This window comes from Bacillus sp. AFS088145, from assembly GCF_002564465.1.
Lineage (GTDB): Bacteria > Bacillota > Bacilli > Bacillales > Bacillaceae_G > Gottfriedia.
This window is the reverse complement of record NZ_NUUX01000015.1, coordinates 155,218-181,545: the sequence shown is the minus strand read 5'-3', so window position 1 is coordinate 181,545 and position 26,328 is coordinate 155,218. Positions and strand designations below refer to the sequence as shown.

Here is a 26,328-nt window from a genome sequence, read left to right as displayed (position 1 = left end):
TTCATTTTAAGGAATACATATATTTACATAAAATGTTCATGCTAAGAGTAATAATTTCCTTATTTGTGAAAGGGGCATGAATATGTCTAAATGGTTAAAGCCATTCGTTCTTTTTAATATAGCAATTTTAATTATCTCTTTAAATAATGGACAAACAACTTTTGCAGCTCATTCAGATATTAAAGTCCCACGTTCAGCTGCAAATGTGACAAAAGAAAATACTTACCCTAATCCAACTCAAGACCTGCCAGAACTTCAACCAGGGGGATTAGCTAAGCAATTATTAGATTCATCAAATGTAAAAATTGAGAATCCAAATCTCATTCGTATGTTTAATGAATCCTATGTCAGCAAAGCACCGTTTGCAATAGGCTATAATGCGAAAATTTTCTTAGGGGTTTGGCCTTTAAATTACGAATCAAATGAGACAACAATCAATTGGCAATATAAAAAAATTAATACAAACTTTTTAGATAATAGGGGAGAAAAAGCGTACAGACGAATAAAATACTACCAAAATTCGCAACAGATTGTTAAAGGTGGATTAACTGCTAAAGTAAGGAATGCGGATGATGTGATTAATTTAATGATGCATGATGCATCAGAGAAAACAACTCTCCCACTTGCATTCCAAACAGTAGTTGGAGCTGGAACTAAAAACGAGAGAGTATATAATGTACCACCAAAGCAACTCGGCTATTTATATGCTTATGCTCCTGCAGTAAATGAAAAAGGAAAAGTTACATTTGGAGAAGTATATTTAATCCTAAAAGGTAATAAAAGAACTCTACAAGTTAAAAATGTAGTATCACAAGGTGTAGGTGCATGGATTCCTGTTCAAGATTATGTTTCATTTGGTTATTTCGCTTCACCACACCCTAGATAATAGAGAAATCCCACAAGGAAGATTATTTTCCTTGTGGTTTTTTGTTTTTGAACAAACACTTAGCTTGCGTTTTATGTACAAAAAAACATGCCATAAATATGACATGCGCTTTTTTTAGGATTTAATTTCCCTTTAAAATCTTAGTACTTCTATTTGAAAAATCAGTTTCAGGATAATAGCTGTTTTTTACAAGAATATTAGGTCCTAAGCATTTAACTGCTGGGCAATGACAGCTTAGTTCATTTGCAGTTTTTGATAATGTCCAAGTATCATATGCTTCTTGTAATGTATGGGTTTGAATATTGCCTAAATGAGGTACATCACCAAAGTCAGTTACGATGATACTACCGTCAAATACATTTACATTTAAGCGAGAACGACCATCAGGGTCATTTCGTAAAGTTACATTCTTACTATTATATAATCTCTGAATGATATCTAAATCGTTTTGATCATCGCTACATGGATAAAACGGTAGAGTACCAAATAGCATCCAAATATTTTCATCACGAACATCAAGTAAAGTTGAAATTGCTTCGCGAAGTTCTGATTTTGTTAGTACTTCTAATGTACTAGCGAAATCGCTGGCATACATAGGGTGAATTTCGTGCCTCTGACATTTCATTTCTTCTATAATTTGACGATGGATTTTTTCTAAGTATGGAAGAGTACGTTTGTTTAACATTGTTTCAGCGGATACCATAACTCCAGCATCAGCAAGTCGTCGGCTGTTTTCAATCATGTTTTCGAATAATTTAGCACGCTGTGCGTATGTCGGCTTACGATCCATCATCGCAAATCCTGCTTCTACAAATTCATCAACAGTTCCCCAATTATGAGAGATATGTAGCACGTCTAAATAAGGAATTATTTTTTCGTATCTTTCAAAATCTAATGTTAGATTTGAATTAATTTGAGTACGTACACCACGTTCATGTGCATATTTCAATAAAGGCACAACATATTCGTTCAACATTTTATTTGAAAGCATCGGTTCTCCACCAGTGATACTAATACAACGAAGCTTTTCAATCTCTTCTAAGCGGTTTAAAACTAGCTCAATAGGTAGTGGATTTGGATCCTTTGGTTGTAAAGTATATCCGACAGCACAATGCTCACAGCGCATATTACAAATCGTTGTAGTCGTAAACTCTACATTTGTAAGTATGTTTTTACCATACTCTTCAACATCTAAATACGCTTCCCAAGGATCATATGTAGGCGTGATTTGTTGTAATAATTTTTTCATTTGATTACTCCTTTAGGTACAAAACTGCACCCATAAGTATTAGACTAATTTAATTTTCCTCAACTATTATAAGAAAGAAAGTGAAACCTTGTATAGGAATAACTTCCTAAAATTTAAAAAAATGTCGAAAGTTTACGATATATAGGAGAATAAGGGTATAATATTAATAGCAATTGTATTAGAAAGGACGATCATTTCATGTCAAACACAGAACAATTATCCTATATTAAAGAACGTTTTAATTCAGTAATGGAAACTATCGAATCATTAGAAGCTGAAGAAGTAAGCTTAGAAGAGCTAGATCAATTATTATCAGTGCTAGATGACTTAGAAAGTAAATGTCGTGAAGTTAATCGCCCAGATTGAGTCCATTGTAATGGGCTTTTTTTATTGGAAAGCGAAAAGAATGTGTACATTGTTTAATTGTTAACTATAGAAGTAGCTAAATATTTGCCCAAATCAGAAACTAATTCTGAAGGGCTTTTTTTATTCCGTTTATTAAAAATTGTATTATAATGAAGAGGGGAACATTCAGTATTTTTATAAAGGGTTTTAAGGGGGAGCATGAATGCAACACATACAAGAAAGTATTTATCAATTAATTGTAGAAACATCAACAAATCTACCAAAAGACGTACGTAAAGCAATCAGACAAGCTAAAGCAAGTGAAACTGCAGGTACAAGAAGCGCCATTGCATTGGAAACGATTACAAACAATATCATGATGGCTGAAGGTGATGTTTCACCAATTTGCCAAGATACTGGTATGCCAACTTTTAAAGTAAAAACGCCAGTTGGGGTAAACCAACTTGTGATAAAAGAAGCAATTTATGCTGCAATTGAACAAGCTACAAAAGATGGTAAGCTACGTTCTAACTCTGTAGATTCTTTATTTGGTAAAAACAGCGGAAATAACTTAGGACCAGGTACACCTGTTGTTAAATTTGAGCAACACGAGAGTGACTATATCGATATTCGCCTAATCTTAAAAGGTGGCGGATGTGAAAATAAAAACATCCAATACAGCTTACCATGTGAACTTGAAGGACTTGGAAAAGCAGGTCGTGATTTAGATGGTATCCGTAAATGTATTTTACACAGCGTATACCAAGCACAAGGACAAGGCTGTAGCGCAGGTTTCATCGGAGTTGGTATTGGTGGAGACCGTACTAGCGGTTATGAGCTTGCAAAGGATCAATTATTCCGATTATCTGATGATGAAAATTCAATTCCAGAGCTTAAAGCAATGGAAGATTACATTTTGGAAAATGCTAACAAGCTTGGCGTAGGAACAATGGGCTTTGGTGGAGAAACAACTCTACTTGGCTGTAAAATCGGTGTAATGAACCGTCTACCAGCGAGCTTCTTCGTATCAGTAGCTTATAACTGCTGGGCATTCCGCCGTTTAGGAATGAAAATCAATCCTGAAACTGGTAATATTTCAGAATGGCTATACCGCGAAGGAGAAGAAATTAACTTTACAAATGAAACGGATGAAACGACTAAAGCACCACGCGAAGTCAAATTAGTAGCTCCAATTACAGAAGAACAAATCCGTGATTTAAAAGTTGGAGATGTCGTTTCAATTAGTGGCATGATGTACACTGGACGCGACGCAATCCACCATCATTTAAAAGACCACGATTGTCCAGTCGATTTAAATGGACAAATTATTTACCACTGTGGACCTGTTGTATTAAAAGATGAAGAAGGCAAATATCACATTAAAGCAGCTGGTCCAACAACAAGTATTCGTGAGGAGCCATACCAAGGCGATATCATGAAAAAATTCGGCATTCGCGCTGTAATCGGTAAAGGCGGAATGGGTGCAAAAACATTAAAAGCTCTAGAAGAACACGGCGGCGTTTATTTAAATGCAATTGGTGGAGCAGCACAATACTACTCACAATGTATTAAAGAAGTAAAAGACGTAAACTACCTAGAGTTTGGTATTCCTGAAGCTATGTGGCACTTACAAGTTGAAGACTTCAAAGCAGTAGTAACAATGGATTCTCATGGTAATTCATTGCATAAAGATGTAGATAAGAGTTCACTTGAGAAATTAGCTACTATGGCTGAGAAGGTATTTTAATAATTGAGTTTTATGGGCAATGTCATTTTTTTGGCATTGCTTTTTTGTTTTGGGTTGAGGGGAAGAGGCTTCGGATATAGGGACGGAGCTGCAAATAAAGGCTTGAAATGTGGATAGTGTATATAAAGGATTGAGAACCGCAAATAAAAATGTGGATATTAGAAATAAACAATGAGCTGCAAATAAGGGAATGAAAACTGCAAATAAAAATATGGTTAGTGCAAATAACAGATTGAGAACTGCAATTAAAAATGTGGATAGGCAAATAAACAATGAGCTGCAAATAAAATCACGAAAACCGCAATTAAAAATATGAAAACTGCAAATAAAAAAATTATATCTGCAATTAAATTAATGAAAACTGCAAATAAGCCCCTCAAAGAGTGCAAATAAGTAGTTAAATCATGAAGAAAAATTTTAATTATAGGGTAAATTAATGGTCCTAAGTTCAATAAAGTTCAGATTAAATCGAAAAACGAATCCGTATCTCCAATTCTTCAAAAATCCTTGTTAAAAAAATTTAGTTTTATATCAAAAGTGCAGTATTTCTTTTCATATTTCTAATTTATTTACAGATACTATTTTTAAGTGAGGTGAATAAGTTGAAAAAAATTATTGTATATATTCTTACTTTCTTCTTAGTATTTCCTGGTACAACATTTGCTTACAGTAATACGCCACATGGCTGGGGGATTGTTCCTGCTAAAAATGAGACTCCACCTGATGCTGGTGAACAACTTAATAAATTGGTATCAAATACGGGATCAGTTTATTTAGGGGATACTACAAAAAAAGATGTTTATTTAACTTTTGACAATGGGTATGAAAATGGCTTTACACCAAAGTTTTTGGATGTTTTAAAGAAACATGGTGTTCACGGGACTTTTTTTATAACCGGGCATTACATTAAGGAAAATCCTGAATTAGTGAAACGAATGGTTAATGAGGGGCATATAGTCGGAAACCATTCATGGAGTCATCCTGATATGACAACGATTGGTGATCAAAAGATTATTGAAGAATTGGAACAAGTTAAAATGGCATACCAGGAATTGACCGGCCGATCGGATATGAAATATTTCAGACCTGCAAGAGGGGTTTTTAGCGAACGTACTTTGCAATTAGTTAATAAACAAGGATATGAAAATATTTTCTGGTCATTAGCATATGTTGATTGGAAGGTTGATCAACAAAGAGGTTGGAAATATGCTTATGATAATGTGATGAAAATGATTCACCCTGGAGCAGTTATATTAATGCATACTGTATCGAAGGATAATGCAGAAGCGATGGATGCAATTATTACTGGCCTACATAAACGAGGGTATCAATTTAAAAGCTTAGATGACTTAATGATGGAGAGAAGCGGATTTGATCCGAGCTTTTATCTACCTAAAAAATAAAAAGCTAATGATTAAGTAGTTTTATTAACTGCTTTAATCATTAGCTTTTTTACACTTAACGGTTTGCGATTGCTTCGTAGTTTAGTTTTGCATGTTGCTTACGTGTTTTGATGACAAATGGATTTTCAACTGTATTTTCTAGGAATTGTTTATCTTTATTAGCGAATTTTTTTATACCGTTAAGAACTTGCTCTTCTTCAGTTACAACTTCTCCAAAAAGTAAGTCTTGTGTAATTGGTCCTTGGTTGTAATGCTCATAATAAAATCGCTTATAGTCAAATTGATAGAAAATAACTGGTTTTTCCATATATGAAAAATCAAATGAAACTGTCGAGTAATCAGTGATTAGTAAATCTGATCTTTTTAATAGTGATTGAACGGTTTCTTCTCCTTGACGGATGACTTTTATTCTTTTATGGAAATCTGGAACATCCTTCATATAAATTTGAGTCTGGTAGTGCGGATAGAAAATGATATTTAAATCATTTTTTTCTAAGATTTGGTGTAACTCGGGATTACTTAGTAAAGAAAAATAACGGTTAAAGTATTCAGAGTTCATTAATTGTTGAGTACTTTTATTCCAGTTTCTCCATGTTGGCATAATTAAAATGGTTTTGCCATTTCCGGTATTTTCAAGCGCATCCCATCTAGCCAATCCTGTAACGGCCACTTCATTTTCAGCATAACCGAATTCGTTAACAATATGATCTTTTTCAAAATCAGATGAAACGATAAATAATGAATAGCCCATTCGATTTTTATTCAGTACATGATTTACACGACTAACTCCAATAACGCCATGTTGAATAAGGATTTTTTGATTTTGCTGCCACTCAGGATGACATTTTAAAACTTGTAAATACTCATGCGTGTACATGTTGGCACGTTCTGAATAAGCATTAATTGTTTTATCACAAGTTAATAAGTAAAGTGTGTGCTTTAAACTTCCATATTGTACAATGTTTCCGAATTCTTTTATATATTCGTAATCCTTTGCCTTTTTATCAATCAAATAGTAGCAGTTATCTCTTATTTTATTTTGCTGAATGTACTTGAATAAATGGTATGAATTATCTTGTGCCGTATCTTTTCGTTCTCCAATTAACCAAATATGCTTATTTCGATAGTATCTTTGGGTTAAACGGTAAAGGTAAAAAATAAGGAATGACTTCCATTCTCTTCTTAGTACGAGTAATCCAAACTCATAAACGATATCACGGAATGTTTTTTGGATCTTTGTTTTTAATTTTCCAAGTAGACCTGTTTTTTTGATTCGAATGTGTAAATTTTTCTTTGGAAAATAAGGTACGATACTATGTGTTTTAGTTGTAGCTGGTTTTGAATTTGCCTTTGTTGAAAAATAGAAAATATGAAGTGGTTTTTTTAATGAAATATCTCCAACTTTTACTGAAATAAACACTTCATAATCGCCATCAGGTAAAATTTTACTTAGCTCAAGTGTAGTTGTTTTATAGCCACCATCGCTATAATTGATACTATTTTTTGAGAAAAGATAGGACAAATCAGAACGCTCAAGAGTTTCGAGTGTAACTGTAATTAGCTGACCATTTGATTTATTTTTAAACTGTAATTCCTTAATAGATTCTACATTATTAATTTCCTCGATAAATGCGAAGCCACCAACTTGTAAGCGGTCACCTCGTAAAGAGAGGATTTCAATTTTTTGATGTAAATTAAATTCCTTAATTTCTAGGTATTCTTTATATTTCGGAAAATACTTTGCAAAATAATGATAATATTTTCCCTCGATTATCACTGCTCCTTTTTGTAAGGTACGATCTGATAATAGAGTCATCAATAAATGAAATTCTTCTGGATTTTGATTAAGAAAAATAGTATAAAATACTTTACTAATTTTAGAAGTATTATTTTCCATTAGATTTTCAGATAAGTTTTTAGCAAAATCCGATGAAATCCTTAAAAGTTCATTGTACTGTTCAGAAGGGAAATAATATGCCTTTGTTAGTAAAGATGTTAAATAATAATCCCATAATTTTTTCTCAACATGCGAGTAATGAGAGGTGATATCTTTCAGATTATAATAGTTTATTAATTCAGTTTGAGTAACGAGAAGGTTATCAAAAAATTCTAACGTACTAGTTTGTTTAATAACATCACTGTTTGTTAAATCTCTCACTTTTATGACGATATCTGAAGTTACGTAAACTTTATTTGAACAAATAAAAGATTGTTGAGTAAATAATAAATCTTGTTGTTCTGTTAAAAGCTCATTGAATTTCAATTGATTGTCGAGTATTAAACTTCTTTTTATAATCATATTTTTAATAGAAGGATTTAACAGAAGTTCTGGATGTTTATGAAATTCACGTAATGTTGGTAAATCTTTTTTTATGATTGATTTTAATTCATGGTGCTCCCATTTTCTTGTACCATTGAATAATTGTATGTTTCCTAAAGCTATATCAGTATGATCCTTGATTGCACTGTTATATAAATTTTCATAGGCTGAAGGATTTACAATATCATCCGCATCGATAAATGCCACAAACTCTCCATTAGCTTCATGTAAACCTATGTTACGTGCTTTGTTTTTTGCCATTAGCTCTAATGATATGAACCGAATATTTTTATGTGAATTTGTATATTTCTCAATTATTTCTTTACTATTATCAGATGAACCGTTGTCTATAATAATCGTTTCAATATCAGTTAATGATTGACCTTGTATACTGTTTAGGCAATCTTTTAAGACATCTTCATGATTATGTGCAACAACGACTACACTAACTTTTGCTTTTTCCATAATAGTCTTACCTCACTAGTCTCTACTTTCAATTAAATAGTTTATCATAAATTATAACCTAATGCGTCTTCGGAAGAACATAATTTATGAATGGTAAGTAGGTATCGTACTTGTATTATTTCCAATTTCTTCTGGAGATATTTTAAGGAAGAAGAGAGTAGAGATGAATAATAGTTTTGAGAGAGTAGCTATAAAAAGTATAGAAAAAAGATTAAAATTATTTTCATTGAACACTTGACTTTGATAATGATAATCGTTATCATTTAAGTATAGCAAATATCAACACCATTGTAGCGATATTTGATAAGTTTTGAAACCTGATTGGACTTGAAAGTTTCCCCATTCCCTTAAAATTTAATGTGTCAAAGAAAGCTTGACTAGTCCCCAAGCTTTTTTTGCATTTCTTCAGACTGCCCGCCAAACGCTCGCTTTCTTCGTTGCTTCGCCTGACTGCGGTGCTCATTACCGTCAAAGGTAACCCGCTCCTCACCAGGCTTCGCGCCTCGAAAGACAAGCGGTTGCAATCAGTCTGATAATCAGATTTTATGCACACCTTAACTAGAGATTATTTCTCTAGTTTTTTGCGTTTCACACAAATTTTCTTAAGCGGTACTTGTTATGCTATAATACACTTCAGAGTAATTAAGGAGGAACGGGAGAATGTGGAAGGAAGAGGTTGCTTTAGAAACACCATATCAATGGGAAGAAGTTTTAAAGAGATTAGAGCATGAACCTACTTTTACAGTGCATTCTGCTGAAAAGCGGTTAAGTATTCCACTGTATATTGATGGGGATCAAGTAGTTGTAAAGGTTAAGAAAATAAATGATGCACCTGTTCAGTTTGAAGTTATTAGTGAACATGAAAATAAAGAGAAAATTCTCGAAGAAGTTGCGACTATTTTGCAATGGCAGACAGCATTTGAAGAACTACATCATCATTTAAGACAAACTACAATTTCTCCTCTAATTGACCTTTTTGGACATACACCAATTACCGTTTCGAATGATCCTTTTGCCTGTTTAATTACATGTATTATTCATCAACAAATACAGCGTACATTTGCAATTCAAGTAACAAAACGATTTGTTCGAATGTACGGTGAAAGAATTGGTAATTCATGGTTTTTTCCATCACCTGAAATAATTGCTAATTTAACAATAGATGAGTTAAGAGATTTGCAGCTTAGTACGAGAAAAGCTGAGTACATGATTGGAATTGCTAAAGCTTGGAGTGAAGGAGTTTTAAGTCATCAAGATTATCGGACATTATCATCAGAGGAAATTTCTAAGGAGTTAATCAAGCTTAAGGGAGTCGGTCCTTGGACAGTTGAAAACTTCTTATTATTTGGTCTAGGTCGAAAAGATATTTTCCCAGTTGGTGATGTTGGAATTCAAATCGCACTTCAAAAGCTTTTAAATTTAGATGAAAAGCCTTCAAAAGAAATAATGGATTATGTAAAGGATCAGGTTTCTCCGTTTGGAAGCTACGCGGCCCTTTATCTTTGGAAGAGCATAGAATAATGGAGTTGTATATATGAGCAATCAGTTAGAAAATAAATTAGAAGTAGGACATTCCTTTCCTTTAACAATTAAACGAATTGGGATAAATGGTGAGGGTGTCGGTTACTTCAAAAGACAAGTAGTCTTCATTAAAGGAGCATTACCTGGTGAGGAAGTAGTAGCAGAGGTAACGAATGTTCACAACGGTTTTGCTGAAGGGAAAATTCAACGTATTCGTAAAGCATCACCAGATCGTGTAGAGCCGACTTGTAAAATCTACGAAAAATGTGGTGGCTGTCAAATTCAGCATGCATCTTATGAAGGACAACTTCGATATAAACGCGACATTGTTATCCAAGCAATGGAAAAGTATGCGAAAGATTTACTAGAAAAAACACCTATTAAAGAAACGATCGGTATGGAAAATCCTTGGAATTATCGAAACAAAAGTCAGCTTCAAGCTGGGCTAGAAAAAAATAAAATCATCGCTGGACTATATACACAAAACTCTCATAACGTTGTCGATATTGGCCATTGCCCAATCCAGCATGAGGATTTAAATAAAATCACTGGTAAAGTGAAGAAAATTTTAACTCGTTTAAATATCCCTGTTTATAATGAACGAAAAAATAAAGGCGTAATTCGAACAATCGTAGCCCGTGTTGGTTTACGTACAGGTCAAATCCAATTAGTACTTGTAACTGGAACAAAAGATTTTCCTCAGAAAAATGAACTAATCAGCGAAATTAAAAAACGAATTCCTGAAGTGACAAGCTTAATGCAAAACATTAATAATCAGATGACTTCAGTAATCTTTGGTCGTGAAACTGTCTATTTATCAGGTGAAGAAGTAATTGAAGAAAAGCTTGGAGACTTATCATTCGAACTTTCGGCAAGAGCGTTTTTCCAATTAAATCCTGAACAAACAGTTAAGCTATATGATGAAGTCAAAAAAGCAGCGGCACTTACTGGAACAGAAAAAGTCGTAGATGCTTATTGTGGAGTAGGGACAATCGGACTATGGTTAGCAAAAGACGCAAAAGAAGTTCGAGGCATGGACGTAACGAAAGAAGCAATCATCGATGCGAAAACAAATGCCCTAAGCCATGGCTTTACAAATACTCATTACGAAGCAGGTAAAGCTGAGCAAGTATTACCGAAATGGTTACAAGAAGGTTGGAAACCAGACGTTATTATAACTGATCCACCAAGAACTGGTTGTGATGAGGAGTTTTTAAATACTGTATTAAAAATTAAACCAAAGAAATTAGTATATGTTTCTTGTAATCCTTCTACGTTGGCTAGGGATTTAAAGGTATTGAGTAAGAGTTATGAAGTGAAGTATTTACAGCCTGTTGATATGTTTCCGCATACGGCACATGTGGAGTGTATCTCGCAACTCATTTTAAAAGAAGGCAACTAACCCTTGTGGTTGTTGCCTATTCTTGTTCTTCGAAAGGATTTACAAAGTTGTAATGAATACGAAGATTACCTTCAATGCTACAGGTTATTTTATTCACCAAAGAGTGCAAGATTTGAGGAGTTAAATCATCTAGTAATGAAACGTCTTTAAGCTTTTTTCCTAAATCAATTGCATAGTTCTCACTTTCGCACTCTTCAAGCTTTTCTTGATACTCAATCTTGGCTGTTTCGAGTTCAGCTACTTCCTGGTCTATCTGCTTTCTATATTCATCCAGTTCTTCTCGAGATATAATTTGGTCAGCATACATATCAAGGTAATCTTTCTTTCTAGAACGTAATTTATTTGCTTTATTTTTGATTTATGTTAAGGATTTGCCTCTTTCCCTACATTCCTTATCTCCGAATTTGTCCATTTCCACGAATCACGTATTTTGTAGAAGTCAATGCAGGAAGTCCCATTGGTCCCCTTACATGTAGCTTTTGCGTACTGATGCCGATTTCTGCACCAAAGCCGAATTCAAAACCATCAGTAAAGCGAGTCGAAGCATTATGGTAGAGCGCCGCGGCATCTACGGACGTGAAAAACTTGTTCACACTTTCTTCCCTTTCTGTAATAATCGCTTCGGAATGCATGGATCCATAAGTATTGATGTGGTTAATAGCTTCTTCAACAGAGGAGACCATTTTGACTGCTAGCGTGAGAGACAAAAATTCAGTTCCCCAGTCTTCTTCTGAAGCAGGTACAATAGAAGAATCGATAGCCAGTGCCTTCTTATCTCCACGTAGCTCTACTCCTTTTTCCTTTAAGGAAGAAAAGAGCTCGGTACCAAATCGGTGCGCCCACTCCTCATGAAGTATAATTGTTTCAATTGCATTACATACAGATGGTCGCTGTGTTTTTGCATTTATAATAATATCAAATGCCATCTGTTTATCCGCTGTTTCATCAATGAAAATGTGACAATTTCCCGCACCTGTTTCCAATACAGGAACAGACGCTTCTCTCACTACAGTATCTATTAGCTGTTTGCCACCTCTTGGGATAAGAACATCCAAATACTCATTTAATGTAAACAGCTGCTTTGCACTATATCGTGACGTATCTTCAATGAGCTGTACGCTTTCTGGAGGCAAGCTCGTTTGTTTAAGAGCTCGGTGAATGACAGCTACGATGGCTTTGTTAGAATAAGTAGCGGAAGAACTGCCACGCAAGATCACTGCGTTTCCTGTTTTCAAGCAAATTGTGGCCGCATCCACAGTTACATTCGGTCGCGCTTCGTAAATCATCCCGACAACACCTAGTGGCACACGCATTTCTTGAATAGACAATCCATTCGGTCTTTCCCATGTGGTTACACATTCTCCAACAGGATCACGCAAATCAATTAGCTGCCGGATACCCTCTGTCATATCAATAATGCGCTGTTCATTCAGCGTAAGGCGGTCAAGTATAGAAGCAGACATTCCTTTTGCTTTACCTACTTCAATATCTCTTTTGTTCTCCTCCAAAATATAGTGTGTTTCTATTATCAATTGATCCGCAATCGCAGCAAGTGCCTTGTTTTTTTGAACTGTGGATTTGAGAACGAGTTCTCCAGCTATCTTTTTCGCTTTTTGTCCCTTTTCTAATACTTCATTCATCTTCATTTCCTCCTTTTAAAGATTCAAAATATAAAAACTTGAGGCATGTTTAACTTTGACAACTTGGAACGATCATCCAAGACTCTTCTACATAGATATTAGGTGAATCAATCAGATTTAGGATGGAGGATTCCGCCCTCTTCACTTGAACGGATCCTCTCTATTCTTAAAATGAAACCCAATTATCCCTATGAATGACTTCATAGCTATGTCTTACGGCTTGAGCCTGAATGACGTGACTCTGCATCCCTTTTATATCCTGTAGTTCCTCTGCACTATATCTACACTGACCTTTCCCTATCAAGAGTCCTTGTTGTGTAATGACCTCCACAACTTCGCCCGCTCGAAAGAACCCAGACACATTAGTAACACCAGCAGGAAGAAGACTTTTTCCATGATGAATGATGGCAGAGGCTGCCCCAGCATCTACTTCAATTTGTCCACTAACAAGCGAATGTAGCGCGATCCATTGCTTGTTCATCTTAATCACTTTTTGAGGAGCATTACCGATATACGTTCCATCACCTTTACCCTTCAAAACATCTAAAAACTTCTCCTGTCCAGATCCTGTTCCGATAAATACACTCACTCCAAGAGATAGTGCCGTCTTTGCAGCATCGATTTTTGATCTCATACCGCCAGTTCCAAGTTTTGAGCCCGCATCTTCAGCAAGAGAAGCAATTTCTTCCGTAACCTCAGGGAGAAAATAATACTTTTTCGCATCCGCATTTTTCTGAGGGTTTTGATCATATAAACCGTTCACATCTGTAAAAATCATGAGCATATCCGCCGAAACAAGCCCACTCACTAAAGCTGACAGCATATCATTATCACCAAAAGTGAGCTCCTCTAAAGAAATTGAATCATTTTCATTGATTATTGGAAGAGAGGAACGATTTAGTAGCTCTTCTAAAGTGGCATATGCATTACTGTATTGATCTTTTCTAGAAAAATCAGTTCTCGTCAGCAAAAGCTGCGCGGTAACGATACCATATTTACGGAATTCCTCCGTATACGCCTGCATTAACAGACTTTGTCCTACAGCCGCGGCAGCCTGCTTCCCTTTAATTGTTACAGGTCGACTTGGATACCCAAGAGCAGAAAAACCTGCAGCAATTGCCCCAGATGTAACCAGCAACACTTCATGTCCTTCCTGTTTCAATTGCGCCAAAGCAGCAACATGATCAGAAAGCTGTTCCTCAGAGATACCTCCATGATTAACTGCCAAGGAACTGCTTCCAATTTTCACGACAATTCGCTGTTTTTTCACTTTTGTACCTCCTATTCTAAATGCGAATTTTTTTGTAAATTAAACTTCTAACATGCTATTTAGCAATAAAGAGTAAAATAAAAATGACCGCTTCGCCCTTAATAAAAAGGACGAAACGATCATTGTTCCGCGGTACCACCTTTATTGATATAAATATATATATCCGCTTGACACCTATAACGAAGGTATACGCCTAAACTTTCGTTTAAGACTCAGGGATAGGTTCCATATTTTCTATACGAGGAATCTTTCAGCCGGTGAATTCCACTCTCTTTCGCAAGAAGATATATGTACTAGTTCCCTTCGACGATTTTCAATTTGATTTTTATACATTATGCAATATAGTGCGTTTTTATGTCAAGAGTCATTTTTTAAATTAAATTAATTTTCTAAATATCTCTTAGCATAAAGTGAAATTCATGTCTAAACATAAGTTTTTTATATTCATTACGTTGTTAATAGTGATGTTTACTAATCTTCAACATGATTTAAAATTTGATTAGTTAATATATAACAAAGATACTAAATTATTTAGAAATTACGCGTTTCATACAGAATAAAACTGATTTCTAAATTTTTTTATATTGCAAAAAACAATGTACTCTCTTAAAATGTTTTGTTATATTGCATGGGATATTATTAATTTTTTCAGAATAATAATTTCAAACCGATATAATTTATTTTAGAAGGAGCAAAATTGAGTAAATATGGATAAACAAATTGGATTCATTGGATGCGGAAATATGGGGATAGCTATGATTGGTGGGATGATAACCAAAAATATAGTGCCTTCGGATAAAATAATTTGTTCAGATTTAAACCATACAAATTTAAAAAATGCTAGTAAAAAATATGGTATAACTACAACTCCTGACAACAATGAGGTAGCTAAAAATGCTGACATTTTAATTTTATCTATCAAACCAGACCTATACTCATCAGTAATTAACGAAATAAACGAACAGATAAAAAACCATGTTATAGTCGTAACTATCGCTGCAGGAAAAAGCATTAAAAGTACTGAGGAAGCTTTTGATAAAAAGTTAAAGGTTGTAAGAGTAATGCCTAATACACCTGCTCTTGTTGGAGAAGGAATGTCTGCGTTATGTCCTAATGAAATGGTTACAGAAAAAGATTTAGAGGATATACTGAACATTTTTAATAGTTTTGGCCAAACAGAGATAGTAAACGAAAAATTAATGGATGTTGTAACATCTGTAAGTGGTTCTTCGCCAGCATATGTATATATGTTTATAGAAGCCATGGCAGATGCTGCTGTATTAGATGGTATGCCAAGAAATCAAGCATATAAATTCGCAGCTCAAGCTGTATTAGGCTCTGCAAAAATGGTACTGGAAACGGGAATACATCCAGGTGCATTGAAAGACATGGTTTGTTCTCCAGGTGGAACGACAATAGAAGCTGTAGCAATATTAGAGGAAAAAGGCTTAAGAACAGCTATCATTTCAGCTATAAAGCGTTGTACGCAAAAGTCTGTTGAACTATCCAGTCTCATAAAACATATGTAAAACAAAAAAAGGCGATTTTTTGTTCAGTTTTGAACGAACACCAACATCTATTGTGTTGTCAATTACAGTCGACACATGTGGAGTACGTGGCGCAACTCATTTTAAAGTAAGGCAGCAAGCCCATGTGGGCACTGCCTTTTTTGCTTATAATTAAGGATCTCTAAAATTATAGTGAATTGTAACTTCACCTACAATATTACAAGTAATAGAGGTTGTGGGGCTTCATGTCGTCGTCGTAGCCATCCGTCATTTTACATAGACGACCTTGGATTCCGTCTTGCCCGGTCTTTTTAATTTCCCAAAAGGATGGGAAAGTTATTAGTTAATGCTAAACATTCTTATGTAACTAAGAGCCTAGTTGAACCTCTTTTGGTAATACGATTTATTAAATTTACTTCACATTCTTTTAAAACTTTTTCAGAAGTGGGAAATTCATTTAATAGATATAAAGATACTTTAAAAATAAATCACCACGTACACGTCTATATTCAGGGAATATTTGATCTAACATAGTGTGAAATTGTAGCTTTGCTTGGACATACATACCAGTTATCGCCTCATGTTGTCTCGTTAAATGGCGTAGGTTTAAGAGATTAATTCCTCGTTTTTTATAGGGTTCTAATTCTTCTTTATAAAATAAATTACACAGATTATAGGCATCCATGGCATCAGTTTTAACTTTTCTTAAGCTTGTTTTTTTAGACTGTTGAGACACTAAAGGAGTAATCATAATATACAAGTAATTGTATTTCTCTAAGAATTGTATGACAGGTGCTTGATAATGTCCTGTGGACCAAGTAATTTTCTGAAAACACTGAAATAACTTGACAATTTTCAAGTGAATTGATATTGTTATAAAAAAATATTTCTTATCCAGAGAGGTGGAGGGACTGGCCTTATGAAACCTCAGCAACTGGTCTATTTAAGATACTGTGCTAATTCCATCGGGTAAAACTCCTGATAGATAAGAGTATTCATTTTATTTGTCAGTAACGCACTCTTTTTAGAGTGCGTTTTTGTTTTCTCTGGATAGTAACTAAAGGAGAGCAGCTATTATGGAATTAAGACATCTAAAAACTTTCAAATTTGCAGCAGATTACTTAAATTTTACAAAGGTTGCACAACAGTTAAACTTCACGCAACCTGCTGTAACCGCACAAATTCAGACGCTCGAAAAAGAATTGGAACAGCAGCTATTTATACGGATTGGAAATAAGATCTTTTTGACACCTGCAGGTGAAATTCTTAAAACATATACGGATCAGCTTTTTCCCATAGTAGAGGAGATTGAATCATCATTCGCCGAACTTTCAAATTCGTACGGCAATGTAACGATTGCCGCTACTGAAGGCTTTTGGACGTATTATTTTCCTAATATCATACCTGAGTTACTGAAGCAATATCCCCAGGTACAGCTTAAGTTGATTTCCTGTAAAAGGGATGAAATTATAAAAGGGATAGAATCAAATAAATACGATATAGGGATTATTTCGGGCGAGTTATATAAAAATGGAATGACAAATATAGTGATTTCAGAGGACGACGAATTGGTTACAGTGGTTTCTAAAGAGTTATATGCTAAGTACCCGGTAGACCAATTACTGACGAAATTTCCTTTTTTACAACTCCAAGCTGATGGATGTTATGATACGAGGATCAGTAAATATTTCAGACAAATGAAACTCTTATCACAAAACGTAATAGAATTTGGAAGTTTAGAAGGAATCAAAATGGCAGTATTAAATAATATTGGGGTAGGGATGGGAGCCAGTGTCAGCCTAAAAGAAGAAATTAACAATGGTGATTTAGTTCCAATCCTAGTTACTGAGAACATAAAAATAAAAACCTCTATCATTACGTTGAAGGAAAAAGAAAACCTAGAAACAATTCAATCTTTTATTAATGTAATCCAAAAAAATTGGGATAGTATTTCTACTATGGCGTAAAAAAGCCGAACGATATTCTTTTAGTAGTGATATAACAGCGAGATTAGTAGGGAAGTAGTTACGTTATGACAGGTGGAACGGTTCCGATGCAATAACTTTAGACCAATTGCTATGAATCTCTAACTCTTGGACATACTGATACAATTATTCTAAAAAGCTGTGTTTGGTATGTAAAAACAAAATTTGTTCAAATGGAAGTATGTAGTCATATGATACGATTATTTTATTGTAGAATAGCCTTTAATTAGAGAGTCAATCAATTGATAAAGAACATGATTATAATGTATCCGCATCTACAATAATTGCTATTAAAGAACAAATGATAAATGACTCTTGAATAACATTTAAACAATTGGAAAAGTATAAGATTTTTATCTCCACTTAGCAAATAGCCTACCCATCATTTACAGATGAATAGGCTATTAAACTTATTTCAAGCTATAAGCATTAATGACTTCTTAAGAAATCTTGTTTCCTTGATTTTCCAAAGCAGCTGCTCGTAATGATACATATTCAGCATTCTTCGGATTGTTGGTCTTGGCTATCCACTTGTTATCGGCTGTTTGCTCGAATTTAACAGTCTCCTAGGACTCACCTTCATTAAAGGATAATCTGCTACACCTTCAAGTTTTGCAACAGATAGTTCGAGTGGAGTGGAAGGTGCCGCAAGTGCGTTACTGTTCATATCGGTCTCAACCTTATAATTCAGTGAATAGCATGGGAGTAAAGTTTGGCCTATTTGAGACCAAATTGTCCGTTCTGTATGCGTACTTAATGATGTTATCCAGCGATTCGGTTCTCGCTTCGCATCACTTACTATACGGTATTATGTTTTTTCTTCTGGGACTGGTTTATTTAAAATAGTTTGTCCTTTTCCTTCTATAAGAAGAGTATTTCTTTGGTACAATTTAAGTGATTCATTTTTTACGGATTCCGCAGACGAGACCTGACCTGTAGAGCCATTTCCTGAATCTGCCCAAGCAGTAAATAGTTCCCTTGGCGGTTAGGTGTCCAATAGCCTTGACCCAAACGCGGACGAACTATTGGAGATACCAGTCTTCCTGAAGTTTTTGTCCTTTTTCATAAGTAACAAAAGGCTGAACTTGCCATGGATGGGATGGTACTCCTACTACTCTGCCTTGGTGAGACCAGCGAGTATCTTTCACTGCTGAAACCCACTCTGTTCGATCAGAAGGCAACTGCAGTGGTACAGGATTCATTAAATTAAAAGTGTCATTTTGATACGGTCGTAAATCATAACGGACATCTTCACCAACTGCTTCACCATCTGATTTGTAACTCGTGTCGATCTTAACGAGTTCATTGTTAGATGGTTTATATTTTAAATTCTCTGGAATCTGGCCTTGGTGAACATCCACCAAATCATATACATATGGTGTATATGGTACACCTTCAACATGCAGGTGCAGGTTACCGGAACGTGTTGCTGCAATCAATTTATCGCCTACAACCTTACTGATTCCAGTAACGGTAAGTGGGATGTTCGTGCCTCTTGGATTTCCTTCTTCATTTCCCATCAACGGAATGAATTCCTCTTCATTATAGTTTACGAGAATCATCAGTTTTGCACCCGCGGCAAGTGCCGTATTGGCCTGCGCACGTGTCGCTTCCATTGTCGCAAAATAACCACCTTCGAAACGATCGACGACAACTACTTTGCCATTTGCGTCCAGACCCTCATAGTCAGCTGGTGTTCCTTTTCCTACATAAACCGTGTCTAAGTTATATTTACCATCAAGAGGTGTAGTTCCATACTCCAGTATATCATCCAACACTGTTTCTTTAAACTGGATCTCAAGTTGAGGTTTTATTAAATGCCAGCGAGTCAGAAATTCGAAGTCTCCTGTCTTAACTTTCTCTGTTGGTTGTGCATATATTTTATCCGTGTCTGCAGACATAAAATACGCAGCGGTTACTTCATTGTCACCAAAGGAACGGTGGAATTGCAAGCGACTATATTGTGATTCTGTCTTCTTTGGCACTTCAACTGTAATTTCTTTTGCATTTCGTGCATCAAGTTCCACGGTTTGAGGACCGTCTACCTTGAATTCAGGATTACCGACTATTGCATTACTACCATGATCGGTGTCAAAGTCCGATTCTATACGAGTCATGGCTGAATACGTACCAGGTGCTACACGAATTGTTTTTGTTCCCACTATCGGAATAAATGTAGGTTTCATATTATCGCCAACGATTGCGACTATCGCAGGAACCTTATCTCCAATAAGGTCTGTAGCGTTTAACGTTAGCGGATACCTCTCATCTTCTTTCTCTATGCCCATTGAAGTATGAGTCACTTGTTTGCCTTCAGAATCAGTTGCTGTTAGTTGCCCCTCATAACGACCCCAGTTACCAAGCTTCGGATCTACTGTAACTGTTATTGTCTTTGTACCATTAGCTGGAACCGTGATCTTGCTCTCAGAAATGGTTAACATACCATTTGGTACAGCATCACCTTTTGTACTCTTAAATTCCGCTTGAAGATCTAGAGTGACAGTGGAGTCACTGTCGTTTGTATACGTGACTGTTTTTTGTATAGGCTGCGCATGATCGTATGGCCACTGAAGGAAGCCGAACGACAGAGAACCCGTTGCACGAACAGTGCTGTTTAGAGCTGCAGGTATATCCAATCGGCCCGTACCGATATAATAAGGCGAGTAATCTAATCTTTTAGAGGTATTCATCAACGCTTCTTTTAGCTGAGTGCCATTCCACTCAGGATGCTTCTGCAGAAGGATCGCAGCAGCACCCGCCACATGTGGGGTTGCCATGGATGTACCACTCATACTCAGGTAAGATCCGCTTCCTAGTCTTGATAGTCCAGATCGAGCAGCAACAATCCCAGTACCCGGTGCAGACAGGTCAGGTTTCAATCCCCCATCTCCAAGACGAGGTCCTCTTGATGAGTAAGGAGCAAGGTTGTCTGCCTTATCCACAGCACCGATCGTTAAAGCAGCATCTGCAGCTCCTGGTGAACCGATGGCTCCTTCTCTACCATCGTTACCGGCAGCAATAACAAATAGTGCACCTGTTTCTTCACTTAGGTTATTTACGGCTTGGGACATCGGGTCTGTTCCGTCACTTTTCCCGCCTCCCAAACTCATGCTTACAATCTTGGCGTTGTGTGCAGCCCATTCCATACCATCAAGAATCCAAGATTCGAAACCGTGTCCTCCTTTGTCTAACACTTTACCTACAAGTAAACGTGCTTCAGGAGCAACTCCTTTGTACTTGCCATCAGAAGCAGCACCTGTCCCTAATACCGTTGAAGCAACGTGTGTACCATGCCCGTGAAAATCATCAACCGTTTCTCCAGGTACAAAGCTTTTTGCCTCTTCTATTTGATTTACAAGATCGGGATGATTAGGATCGATGCCTGAATCAAGTACCGCTACCTTAACCCCCTTACCTGTAAAACCAGATTCCCAAGCCGTTGGGGCACCAATCTGAGGTACGCTTTGGTCTAATGTGGCTTCCACACGACCATCAAGCCAGATCTTTTCAATACCCTCGTCGAATAATACTGATTTAGAATTGGGGTTCTGGGAAGCCTCATGTGTGATATCCTTCCAGAACGTCTCCGCTTCTTTTTTAGATGTTGCAAGAGCGGCACCATTAATACTTTCTAACACACGAACCTTTTTTGCTCCTTTTGGGGCCTTCTTTGTTTGGACGGAGCTTACTTTGGACTCTGTGTATTCCTTCTTTGTTTGGACGGAACTCGCTTTGGACTCTGTGTATTCTACGATAACTGGCAGGGAAGAGAGACTTTTATCATCATAGCCGTCCGCTATTAATTTCGTTACATTAAACAAATCCTCGTCTAGTTTGTCAGCAGCCAGATAAGGTATAGCTGAACTTGGTATGACATACGTATCTTCACCAATTGTATACATTTGTACGCCTGCATTGTTCGGATCGGCAGGTTCCACGTTTATGACACTCTTACCGTTTTCAATCTTTTTAACCTTTACGATGTCACCCGTAATTAAGGTAATGGTTTGTTCGTCGGAACCGCTCAAAGCGTTAACAACGGCAGCACTATTAAGTGTTTTGTCTAATGACGATTTATCATAGGCTTTTACGTTATAAGACGAAGAAGCAAAAACAACCGTAGATAAAGAGGCAGCTAAAAACGTATTCAATTTCATTTTTTTCATCATACATCCTCCTAGTAGATATGAATAAGTTACAAATGTTGAGAAATATCTTAAAGTAGAATTGAATAGTGTACATTAAGAGATTCCTAACAGGTTAAAAGAAACACCTTCTGGACCAATTACCGATTCTGTATCAGAGATATGTAGTTTCTAGCTGTATATGAAATAAATTGGTAACATCGAATTTAATAGATTTGTATATCTTTTTGCTCTTTTGCTATTACTTTATTGGAAAGTATCGAATGAATATTGAGGCTGCTGAAAAATGCCATAGAAGTTGCTTTCTTAATTAATGAATAATTTTGATAGACTTTTCAGAATACTAGTAATCAACTGTCCCTTTCTTAAAATTTTGAATTTCCCATACTGATTTTGCCTCTTATTAGAGTAATAGTTTCAGTATGTCTAAGATTTAGAGATTCATTGCAAGTGGTGATAAGCTGCTTTAGTTCGAGTTCTTGGCTACTGCATCTTATATTAAAAACTTTAAGGTTTTACGAGTTTATTGTAAAATCATGAAATATGATGGTAACCATAACAATATTTTATTGATATTCGACAAAATACTAATATGCAAAATCCAAAAAATCTGCTTCTGGTGAAAAGGTAATGCAAATGAATTGATGGTTAAATGGGTGAAAAAGGAAAAATATGAAGTTAATGAAGTTGAGTTATGGAGAGATAATAGTTGAAAGGCATTTCTTATACAACTAACGCTAGCATTAGTTGAAGATCAAGAGTCACAGTTGTGACTCTTTCTCTTACGATTAGTCATATTTGACTCAAATCTAATAATTTATTAAACATATGATGAAAACTAAAATAGGACATCACAAATAGACCTACTCTTTTGAGATTTTTTGATTAGGTCTAGATATAGTTAATATAAAAGGGTGACTATGATGTAATTGTAAGCCTGTAATCATAGTTCATATCGTGAGTAACTAAAAAGAAGGTATTCTTTAGTAGCTTACTGTCTTGCCAAATTGAAAACAACGCTATATAAAAATGGAATGACAAACATCGTGATTGCAGAGAACGACATGGTTCTAGTGGTTTCTAAAGATTTATATGCTAAATACCCGGAAGACCAATTACTGACGAAATTTCCTTTAATTAAATATCAAGCTGAAAGATATTTTGAAACGATGATGAGTAAAATTTGAGACAATCGAAGCTCTTATCACAAAACGTAATAGAAATTGGAAGTTTAGAAGGAATCAGAAAGGCCGTATTAAATAATATCGGGGTAGGGTTGGGAAGCAGTGTCTACATAAAAAAAGAAATTAGCAGTGATGACTTAGTCCCAAATCCAAAAAATTTGGAATAGCATTTCTACTATGGAGTAAAAAAGCCGAACGATATTCTTTTAGTTGTGATATAACACTGATATTAGTGGAGAAGTAGTTGCGTTATGACAAGTGGAAAGGTTCCGATGCAACAACTTTAGGACAATTGCTATGAATCTCTAACTCTTGAACATACTGATACAATTATTCTAAAAAGCTGCGTAATCGGTATGGAAAAACAAAATTTTTTTCAAATGGAAGTATTCAAGCTGACATTATTTTGTTAAAGGTGAGATGCTATCTACGGTACGCAATTAGTTTCCGTGATTAGGTGGAAATGATGGGGAACGAGGCTTATCCATTACTCACACAATCAGTATGCGATGGGAACATCAATACGGTCCTTAATTGAATAAGAGAATCTTTCCTCAACTCAAACGAACCAATGACTCATGGGCAGTGAATAAACGTACATAAAAGTAAAAGGATAATGGATGTATTTACATCGTGTAGTCGGATCAAAAGGAAATACCATTGACTTTTTCCTTAGTGAGGGATGCCAAATCAGCCAAGCGATTTTTGAAAAAAGCCTTGGCTTTTTCGTATGTTGCCAGACCACTTGTAATATAACCAGATTTTTTGGATTGAGCAAATAAGTATAGTGCTGAATATCAATAAAATAATGTTATGGTTACCATAATATTTCATGATTTTACAATAAACGAGTAAAAATTTAAAGTTTTAATATAAGATGCAGTAGCCAAGAACACTAACTGAAGCAGCTTATATTATTTATTTGGTTCCTGTGCAAGAACTTCAAAGCACTTGCAATGAATCTCTAACTCTTGGACATACGGATAATATTACTCTAAAAATGAGGTATGGTCGGTATGGGGAATTCAGAATTTTAAGAAAGGAGCACTTGGTACAGAAGGTGTAGAAATAGTAACTGGCTTCCTGAATGCTCCTGTAGCAGCAAAGTCAGCTACTTCTATAGTAGCAAAGTCCGCTTCAGCTGTCGGTGAAAAACAAACTCTGTTGGTTGATGGTGCAAGAATCAGGAAAGACAACAAATTCTGGAATTTAGAAAAAAATGAATACATTGATATTTCGTTTGGCGTAAAGCATGATGAGTCAGCAACAAATGATTATCAAGGTGTAACATACTCTGCTAATCTATCTGTAATAGCTAAACAAAAATACGATGTGCTTTATACGAGTAATGTAATGATTATAAGCAGGTACAGCAAATGGTACGTAAAAACCTCTGTTGTGCAAACTATAGTTAGATTCTAGATAATTTCATGATTCCCAAGAACCGGTGACGCTTCATTATGACGTTGCTGGTTTTTTACTCTTTATATTTCTATTCTTTAGGAATAAGCGGAGAAAAGGGGTTGCAGATGGTACTTTGGATTTGAGTGTTGACCAGCCAGTTGTAATGAGAGTTGACGAAATTAAGCGAAGTGGCACAATGGAGCGCGGCTTCCAATTAATCATAAAATTACTTTAAAAATAAAGGACGTTCATCTACTTGCTAATTAAACTGTAACATATGCAAAAGATAATAACGGGGCAGCTAAATTCGGCAGTCATATCAAGATAGAATTCTTACTGGAGAGTTATTTGGATGGAGGGGTATAGGGGTGGCTACTTTATTACAACAGATAACAAAAGAGATAGAAGAAAAGAGATATGAATTATTTGATATTAATAAGCGGTATGGATTACTTCATTCCAAAACCATTCAATGTAGTCAAGAGCTAGACAAGTTATTAAATCAGTTATTCAAAGAAAGGCATGTAGGGATGTGGTTTTAAGCCAACCTATATACAAAATTATCAATTGTAAAGGCTTCTTTGGATGTTTTTCTTACAAATTAAAGTAACTTTATTCTGTAGTATTTAGTGATTATACGTAAACTCATCATCATCTCATGTAGTACCAATTGCAGACTATATATGTTGAGTGCGTGGCGCAACTCATTTTAAAGTAAGGCAGCAAGCCCATGTGGGCGCTGCCTTTTTATTTATAATAAAGGACTGGAAAAATTATATTGAATTGTAACTTTGCTACTAATATTACAAGAGATGCGATTAATTAGAACGTCCAAAACCTTAGGAACAATTTCGTTCAGTTTGATAATGTCTTTTATCGAATTATTTACGTAACTTTCATCATTACGAGTATACAGTTTATATTCTAATTCAACTAATTCTTCTTGCTTTTATTTTTCTTTCCATCGGTTATTTCACGGCTGGTTTAGTTATATGAGTAGCAAAAAAGGATCTTCAAAAAAATCGAAGAACCTTTTTTATTGGCTATAAACGTTTAAATTACACAATCGCTTAATGGTCAATAGATTAATTTAAAAACCCAAGTCAAAATATATATTAATAGTACGATTGATAGAGATTTGCCATGCATTTTTAGTTAAAATCATTTGAATTATAAAAAAAATAGGTCTTAAGCCCCGTAAAAAAAACCATTTGTCACACCATTCTAGTAGATATACAATTCTATTAAATTCAGTGTTACCTATTCACTTCTTTACAGCTAGAAACTACATGCCTCTGATATAAAATCGATAATTCGTCCAGGTGATGTCGCTTATAATTCTATTAGCAATCTCTTAATTTACCCTAATCAACAATGAACCCTAATTTATTCATATCTACTAAGAGGATGTATGGTGAAAGGAAATTGAAGACGCTTTTAGCTACCTCTTTATCTACGGTTTTTCTAGCTTCCTCGTATTGTCTAAATAGACTTCGATGGAAGATGGAACAAAAGTATAAAGTGTACATAAGACAGCATGGTTAGAAAAAGAGTGTAATAGTTTACGAGTGTAAAATTATCAATACATTCTAACAATATGTATATGGAATAGTCTTAGAGTATTTCCCTCGTTTGATTGATCATACAATGACAGCAATTTGTACGTTATGACATCACAAGTGCAAACTTTGTATAGATCCTAGCTTATTAATGTTAACAAGAACCGGTGACGCTTCGTAATGACGTTGTCGGTTTTTTAAGATTAATTTCTCTATTCTGTAGAAAAAGCAGTGAAAAAGGGTTGAAGAAAGGATTTTGGATTTGAGCATTTACCAGCCGTTTCTCACTAGTGTC

16 protein-coding genes, 3 pseudogenes, 1 riboswitch and 1 other annotated feature are annotated in these 26,328 nt (G+C 35.4%); of the genes and pseudogenes, 11 read left to right on the top strand and 8 right to left on the bottom strand.

What is annotated here, in order from left to right; translation table 11 throughout:
- Window positions 1-82: 82 nt before the first annotated feature.
- A complete protein-coding gene (locus COI44_RS11805) occupies window positions 83-886 on the top strand; it encodes a YfkD famly protein (protein WP_098428126.1) in 804 nt (267 codons plus the stop codon).
- 121 nt (window positions 887-1,007) lie between these two features.
- Here COI44_RS11805 and yfkAB read toward each other — a convergent pair whose 3' ends face one another.
- Window positions 1,008-2,135, bottom strand: a complete 1,128-nt coding sequence (gene yfkAB, locus COI44_RS11800; RefSeq protein WP_098428125.1) for a radical SAM/CxCxxxxC motif protein YfkAB — start codon at window positions 2,133-2,135, stop codon at window positions 1,008-1,010.
- A 198-nt stretch (window positions 2,136-2,333) separates the two neighbouring features.
- Here yfkAB and COI44_RS24170 point away from each other — a divergent pair, with 198 nt between their 5' ends.
- The 3 genes from COI44_RS24170 to pdaA all read left to right on the top strand — a co-directional run bounded on the left by COI44_RS24170 (window position 2,334) and on the right by pdaA (window position 5,630).
- Window positions 2,334-2,501, top strand: coding sequence for an SE1561 family protein (locus tag COI44_RS24170; RefSeq protein WP_098230791.1), 168 nt, complete (start codon window positions 2,334-2,336; stop codon window positions 2,499-2,501).
- A 202-nt stretch (window positions 2,502-2,703) separates the two neighbouring features.
- Window positions 2,704-4,227, top strand: coding sequence for a fumarate hydratase (locus COI44_RS11790; protein ID WP_098428124.1), 1,524 nt, complete (start codon window positions 2,704-2,706; stop codon window positions 4,225-4,227).
- A 602-nt stretch (window positions 4,228-4,829) separates the two neighbouring features.
- Window positions 4,830-5,630, top strand: coding sequence for a delta-lactam-biosynthetic de-N-acetylase (gene pdaA / locus COI44_RS11780; protein WP_098428122.1), 801 nt, complete (start codon window positions 4,830-4,832; stop codon window positions 5,628-5,630).
- A 55-nt stretch (window positions 5,631-5,685) separates the two neighbouring features.
- Here pdaA and COI44_RS11775 read toward each other — a convergent pair whose 3' ends face one another.
- Window positions 5,686-8,415: a bifunctional glycosyltransferase/CDP-glycerol:glycerophosphate glycerophosphotransferase gene (locus COI44_RS11775; protein ID WP_098428121.1), complete on the bottom strand. Its 2,730-nt coding sequence runs from the start codon at window positions 8,413-8,415 to the stop codon at window positions 5,686-5,688.
- 660 nt (window positions 8,416-9,075) lie between these two features.
- On the opposite strand from COI44_RS11775, the gene COI44_RS11770 reads away from it, so the two are divergent.
- The gene (locus COI44_RS11770) at window positions 9,076-9,936 is read left to right on the top strand and encodes a DNA-3-methyladenine glycosylase family protein (RefSeq protein WP_098428120.1); all 861 of its coding nucleotides are present in this window, start codon (window positions 9,076-9,078) and stop codon (window positions 9,934-9,936) included.
- A gap of 13 nt (window positions 9,937-9,949) precedes the next feature.
- The gene (rlmD, locus tag COI44_RS11765) at window positions 9,950-11,338 is read left to right on the top strand and encodes a 23S rRNA (uracil(1939)-C(5))-methyltransferase RlmD (protein ID WP_098428119.1); all 1,389 of its coding nucleotides are present in this window, start codon (window positions 9,950-9,952) and stop codon (window positions 11,336-11,338) included.
- Between the two features lie 16 nt (window positions 11,339-11,354).
- Here the strand turns inward: rlmD and COI44_RS11760 are convergent, their stop codons facing one another.
- The 3 genes from COI44_RS11760 to proB all read right to left on the bottom strand — a co-directional run bounded on the left by COI44_RS11760 (window position 11,355) and on the right by proB (window position 14,248).
- A complete protein-coding gene (locus tag COI44_RS11760) occupies window positions 11,355-11,645 on the bottom strand; it encodes a hypothetical protein (RefSeq protein ID WP_098428118.1) in 291 nt (96 codons plus the stop codon).
- An 85-nt stretch (window positions 11,646-11,730) separates the two neighbouring features.
- On the bottom strand, window positions 11,731-12,978 hold the full coding sequence (locus tag COI44_RS11755) for a glutamate-5-semialdehyde dehydrogenase (protein WP_098428117.1): 1,248 nt from the start codon (window positions 12,976-12,978) through the stop codon (window positions 11,731-11,733).
- A 166-nt stretch (window positions 12,979-13,144) separates the two neighbouring features.
- Window positions 13,145-14,248 (bottom strand): glutamate 5-kinase, encoded by a 1,104-nt coding sequence (proB, locus tag COI44_RS11750; RefSeq protein ID WP_098428116.1) that lies wholly within the window; start codon window positions 14,246-14,248, stop codon window positions 13,145-13,147.
- A 103-nt stretch (window positions 14,249-14,351) separates the two neighbouring features.
- Window positions 14,352-14,564: a binding site (T-box leader), on the bottom strand.
- A gap of 391 nt (window positions 14,565-14,955) precedes the next feature.
- Here proB and proC point away from each other — a divergent pair.
- Together proC and COI44_RS23890 are read left to right on the top strand one after the other, a co-directional pair.
- The gene (gene proC / locus COI44_RS11745) at window positions 14,956-15,777 is read left to right on the top strand and encodes a pyrroline-5-carboxylate reductase (protein ID WP_098428115.1); all 822 of its coding nucleotides are present in this window, start codon (window positions 14,956-14,958) and stop codon (window positions 15,775-15,777) included.
- A 207-nt stretch (window positions 15,778-15,984) separates the two neighbouring features.
- Window positions 15,985-16,071, top strand: a pseudogene (locus tag COI44_RS23890) (formylglycine-generating enzyme family protein); the annotation flags it as partial.
- A gap of 80 nt (window positions 16,072-16,151) precedes the next feature.
- Here COI44_RS23890 and COI44_RS11740 read toward each other — a convergent pair.
- Window positions 16,152-16,570, bottom strand: a pseudogene (locus COI44_RS11740) (IS110 family transposase); the annotation flags it as partial.
- 73 nt (window positions 16,571-16,643) lie between these two features.
- Window positions 16,644-16,748, top strand: a riboswitch (SAM riboswitch).
- Window positions 16,749-16,832: 84 nt separating this feature from the next.
- Here COI44_RS11740 and COI44_RS11735 point away from each other — a divergent pair.
- Window positions 16,833-17,723 carry a LysR family transcriptional regulator gene (locus COI44_RS11735; RefSeq protein WP_098428114.1) on the top strand — a complete coding sequence of 297 codons (891 nt, stop codon included), beginning with the start codon at window positions 16,833-16,835 and terminating at the stop codon, window positions 17,721-17,723.
- 541 nt (window positions 17,724-18,264) lie between these two features.
- Here COI44_RS11735 and COI44_RS24165 read toward each other — a convergent pair.
- Both COI44_RS24165 and COI44_RS11730 read right to left on the bottom strand, forming a co-directional pair.
- Window positions 18,265-18,408, bottom strand: coding sequence for a hypothetical protein (locus tag COI44_RS24165; protein WP_179887095.1), 144 nt, complete (start codon window positions 18,406-18,408; stop codon window positions 18,265-18,267).
- A 355-nt stretch (window positions 18,409-18,763) separates the two neighbouring features.
- Complete coding sequence (locus COI44_RS11730) at window positions 18,764-21,907, bottom strand: S8 family peptidase (protein ID WP_286163891.1); 3,144 nt, start codon at window positions 21,905-21,907, stop codon at window positions 18,764-18,766.
- A 1,532-nt stretch (window positions 21,908-23,439) separates the two neighbouring features.
- Between COI44_RS11730 and COI44_RS24610 the strand changes: the two are divergent.
- Together COI44_RS24610 and COI44_RS11715 are read left to right on the top strand one after the other, a co-directional pair.
- Window positions 23,440-23,823 (top strand): annotated as a pseudogene (locus COI44_RS24610) (DDE-type integrase/transposase/recombinase); the annotation flags it as partial.
- Window positions 23,824-24,842: 1,019 nt separating this feature from the next.
- Window positions 24,843-25,016 carry an aspartyl-phosphate phosphatase Spo0E family protein gene (locus tag COI44_RS11715; protein WP_254664642.1) on the top strand — a complete coding sequence of 58 codons (174 nt, stop codon included), beginning with the start codon at window positions 24,843-24,845 and terminating at the stop codon, window positions 25,014-25,016.
- The last annotated feature ends 1,312 nt before the right edge of the window (window positions 25,017-26,328 follow it).

Bases quoted from the DNA above. Each gene is read 5' to 3' on its own strand.
- COI44_RS11755 (WP_098428117.1), bottom strand. From the start codon at position 12,978: ATGAATGAAGTATTAGAAAAGGGACAAAAAGCGAAAAAGATAGCTGGA.
- COI44_RS24165 (WP_179887095.1), bottom strand. From the start codon at position 18,408: ATGAACAGTAACGCACTTGCGGCACCTTCCACTCCACTCGAACTATCT.
- yfkAB (WP_098428125.1), bottom strand. From the start codon at position 2,135: ATGAAAAAATTATTACAACAAATCACGCCTACATATGATCCTTGGGAA.
- COI44_RS24170 (WP_098230791.1), top strand. From the start codon at position 2,334: ATGTCAAACACAGAACAATTATCCTATATTAAAGAACGTTTTAATTCA.
- rlmD (WP_098428119.1), top strand. From the start codon at position 9,950: ATGAGCAATCAGTTAGAAAATAAATTAGAAGTAGGACATTCCTTTCCT.
- COI44_RS11770 (WP_098428120.1), top strand. From the start codon at position 9,076: ATGTGGAAGGAAGAGGTTGCTTTAGAAACACCATATCAATGGGAAGAA.
- COI44_RS11775 (WP_098428121.1), bottom strand. From the start codon at position 8,415: ATGGAAAAAGCAAAAGTTAGTGTAGTCGTTGTTGCACATAATCATGAA.
- COI44_RS11735 (WP_098428114.1), top strand. From the start codon at position 16,833: ATGGAATTAAGACATCTAAAAACTTTCAAATTTGCAGCAGATTACTTA.
- COI44_RS11805 (WP_098428126.1), top strand. From the start codon at position 83: ATGTCTAAATGGTTAAAGCCATTCGTTCTTTTTAATATAGCAATTTTA.
- COI44_RS11790 (WP_098428124.1), top strand. From the start codon at position 2,704: ATGCAACACATACAAGAAAGTATTTATCAATTAATTGTAGAAACATCA.
- COI44_RS11760 (WP_098428118.1), bottom strand. From the start codon at position 11,645: ATGTATGCTGACCAAATTATATCTCGAGAAGAACTGGATGAATATAGA.
- proC (WP_098428115.1), top strand. From the start codon at position 14,956: ATGGATAAACAAATTGGATTCATTGGATGCGGAAATATGGGGATAGCT.
- COI44_RS11730 (WP_286163891.1), bottom strand. From the start codon at position 21,907: ATGAAAAAAATGAAATTGAATACGTTTTTAGCTGCCTCTTTATCTACG.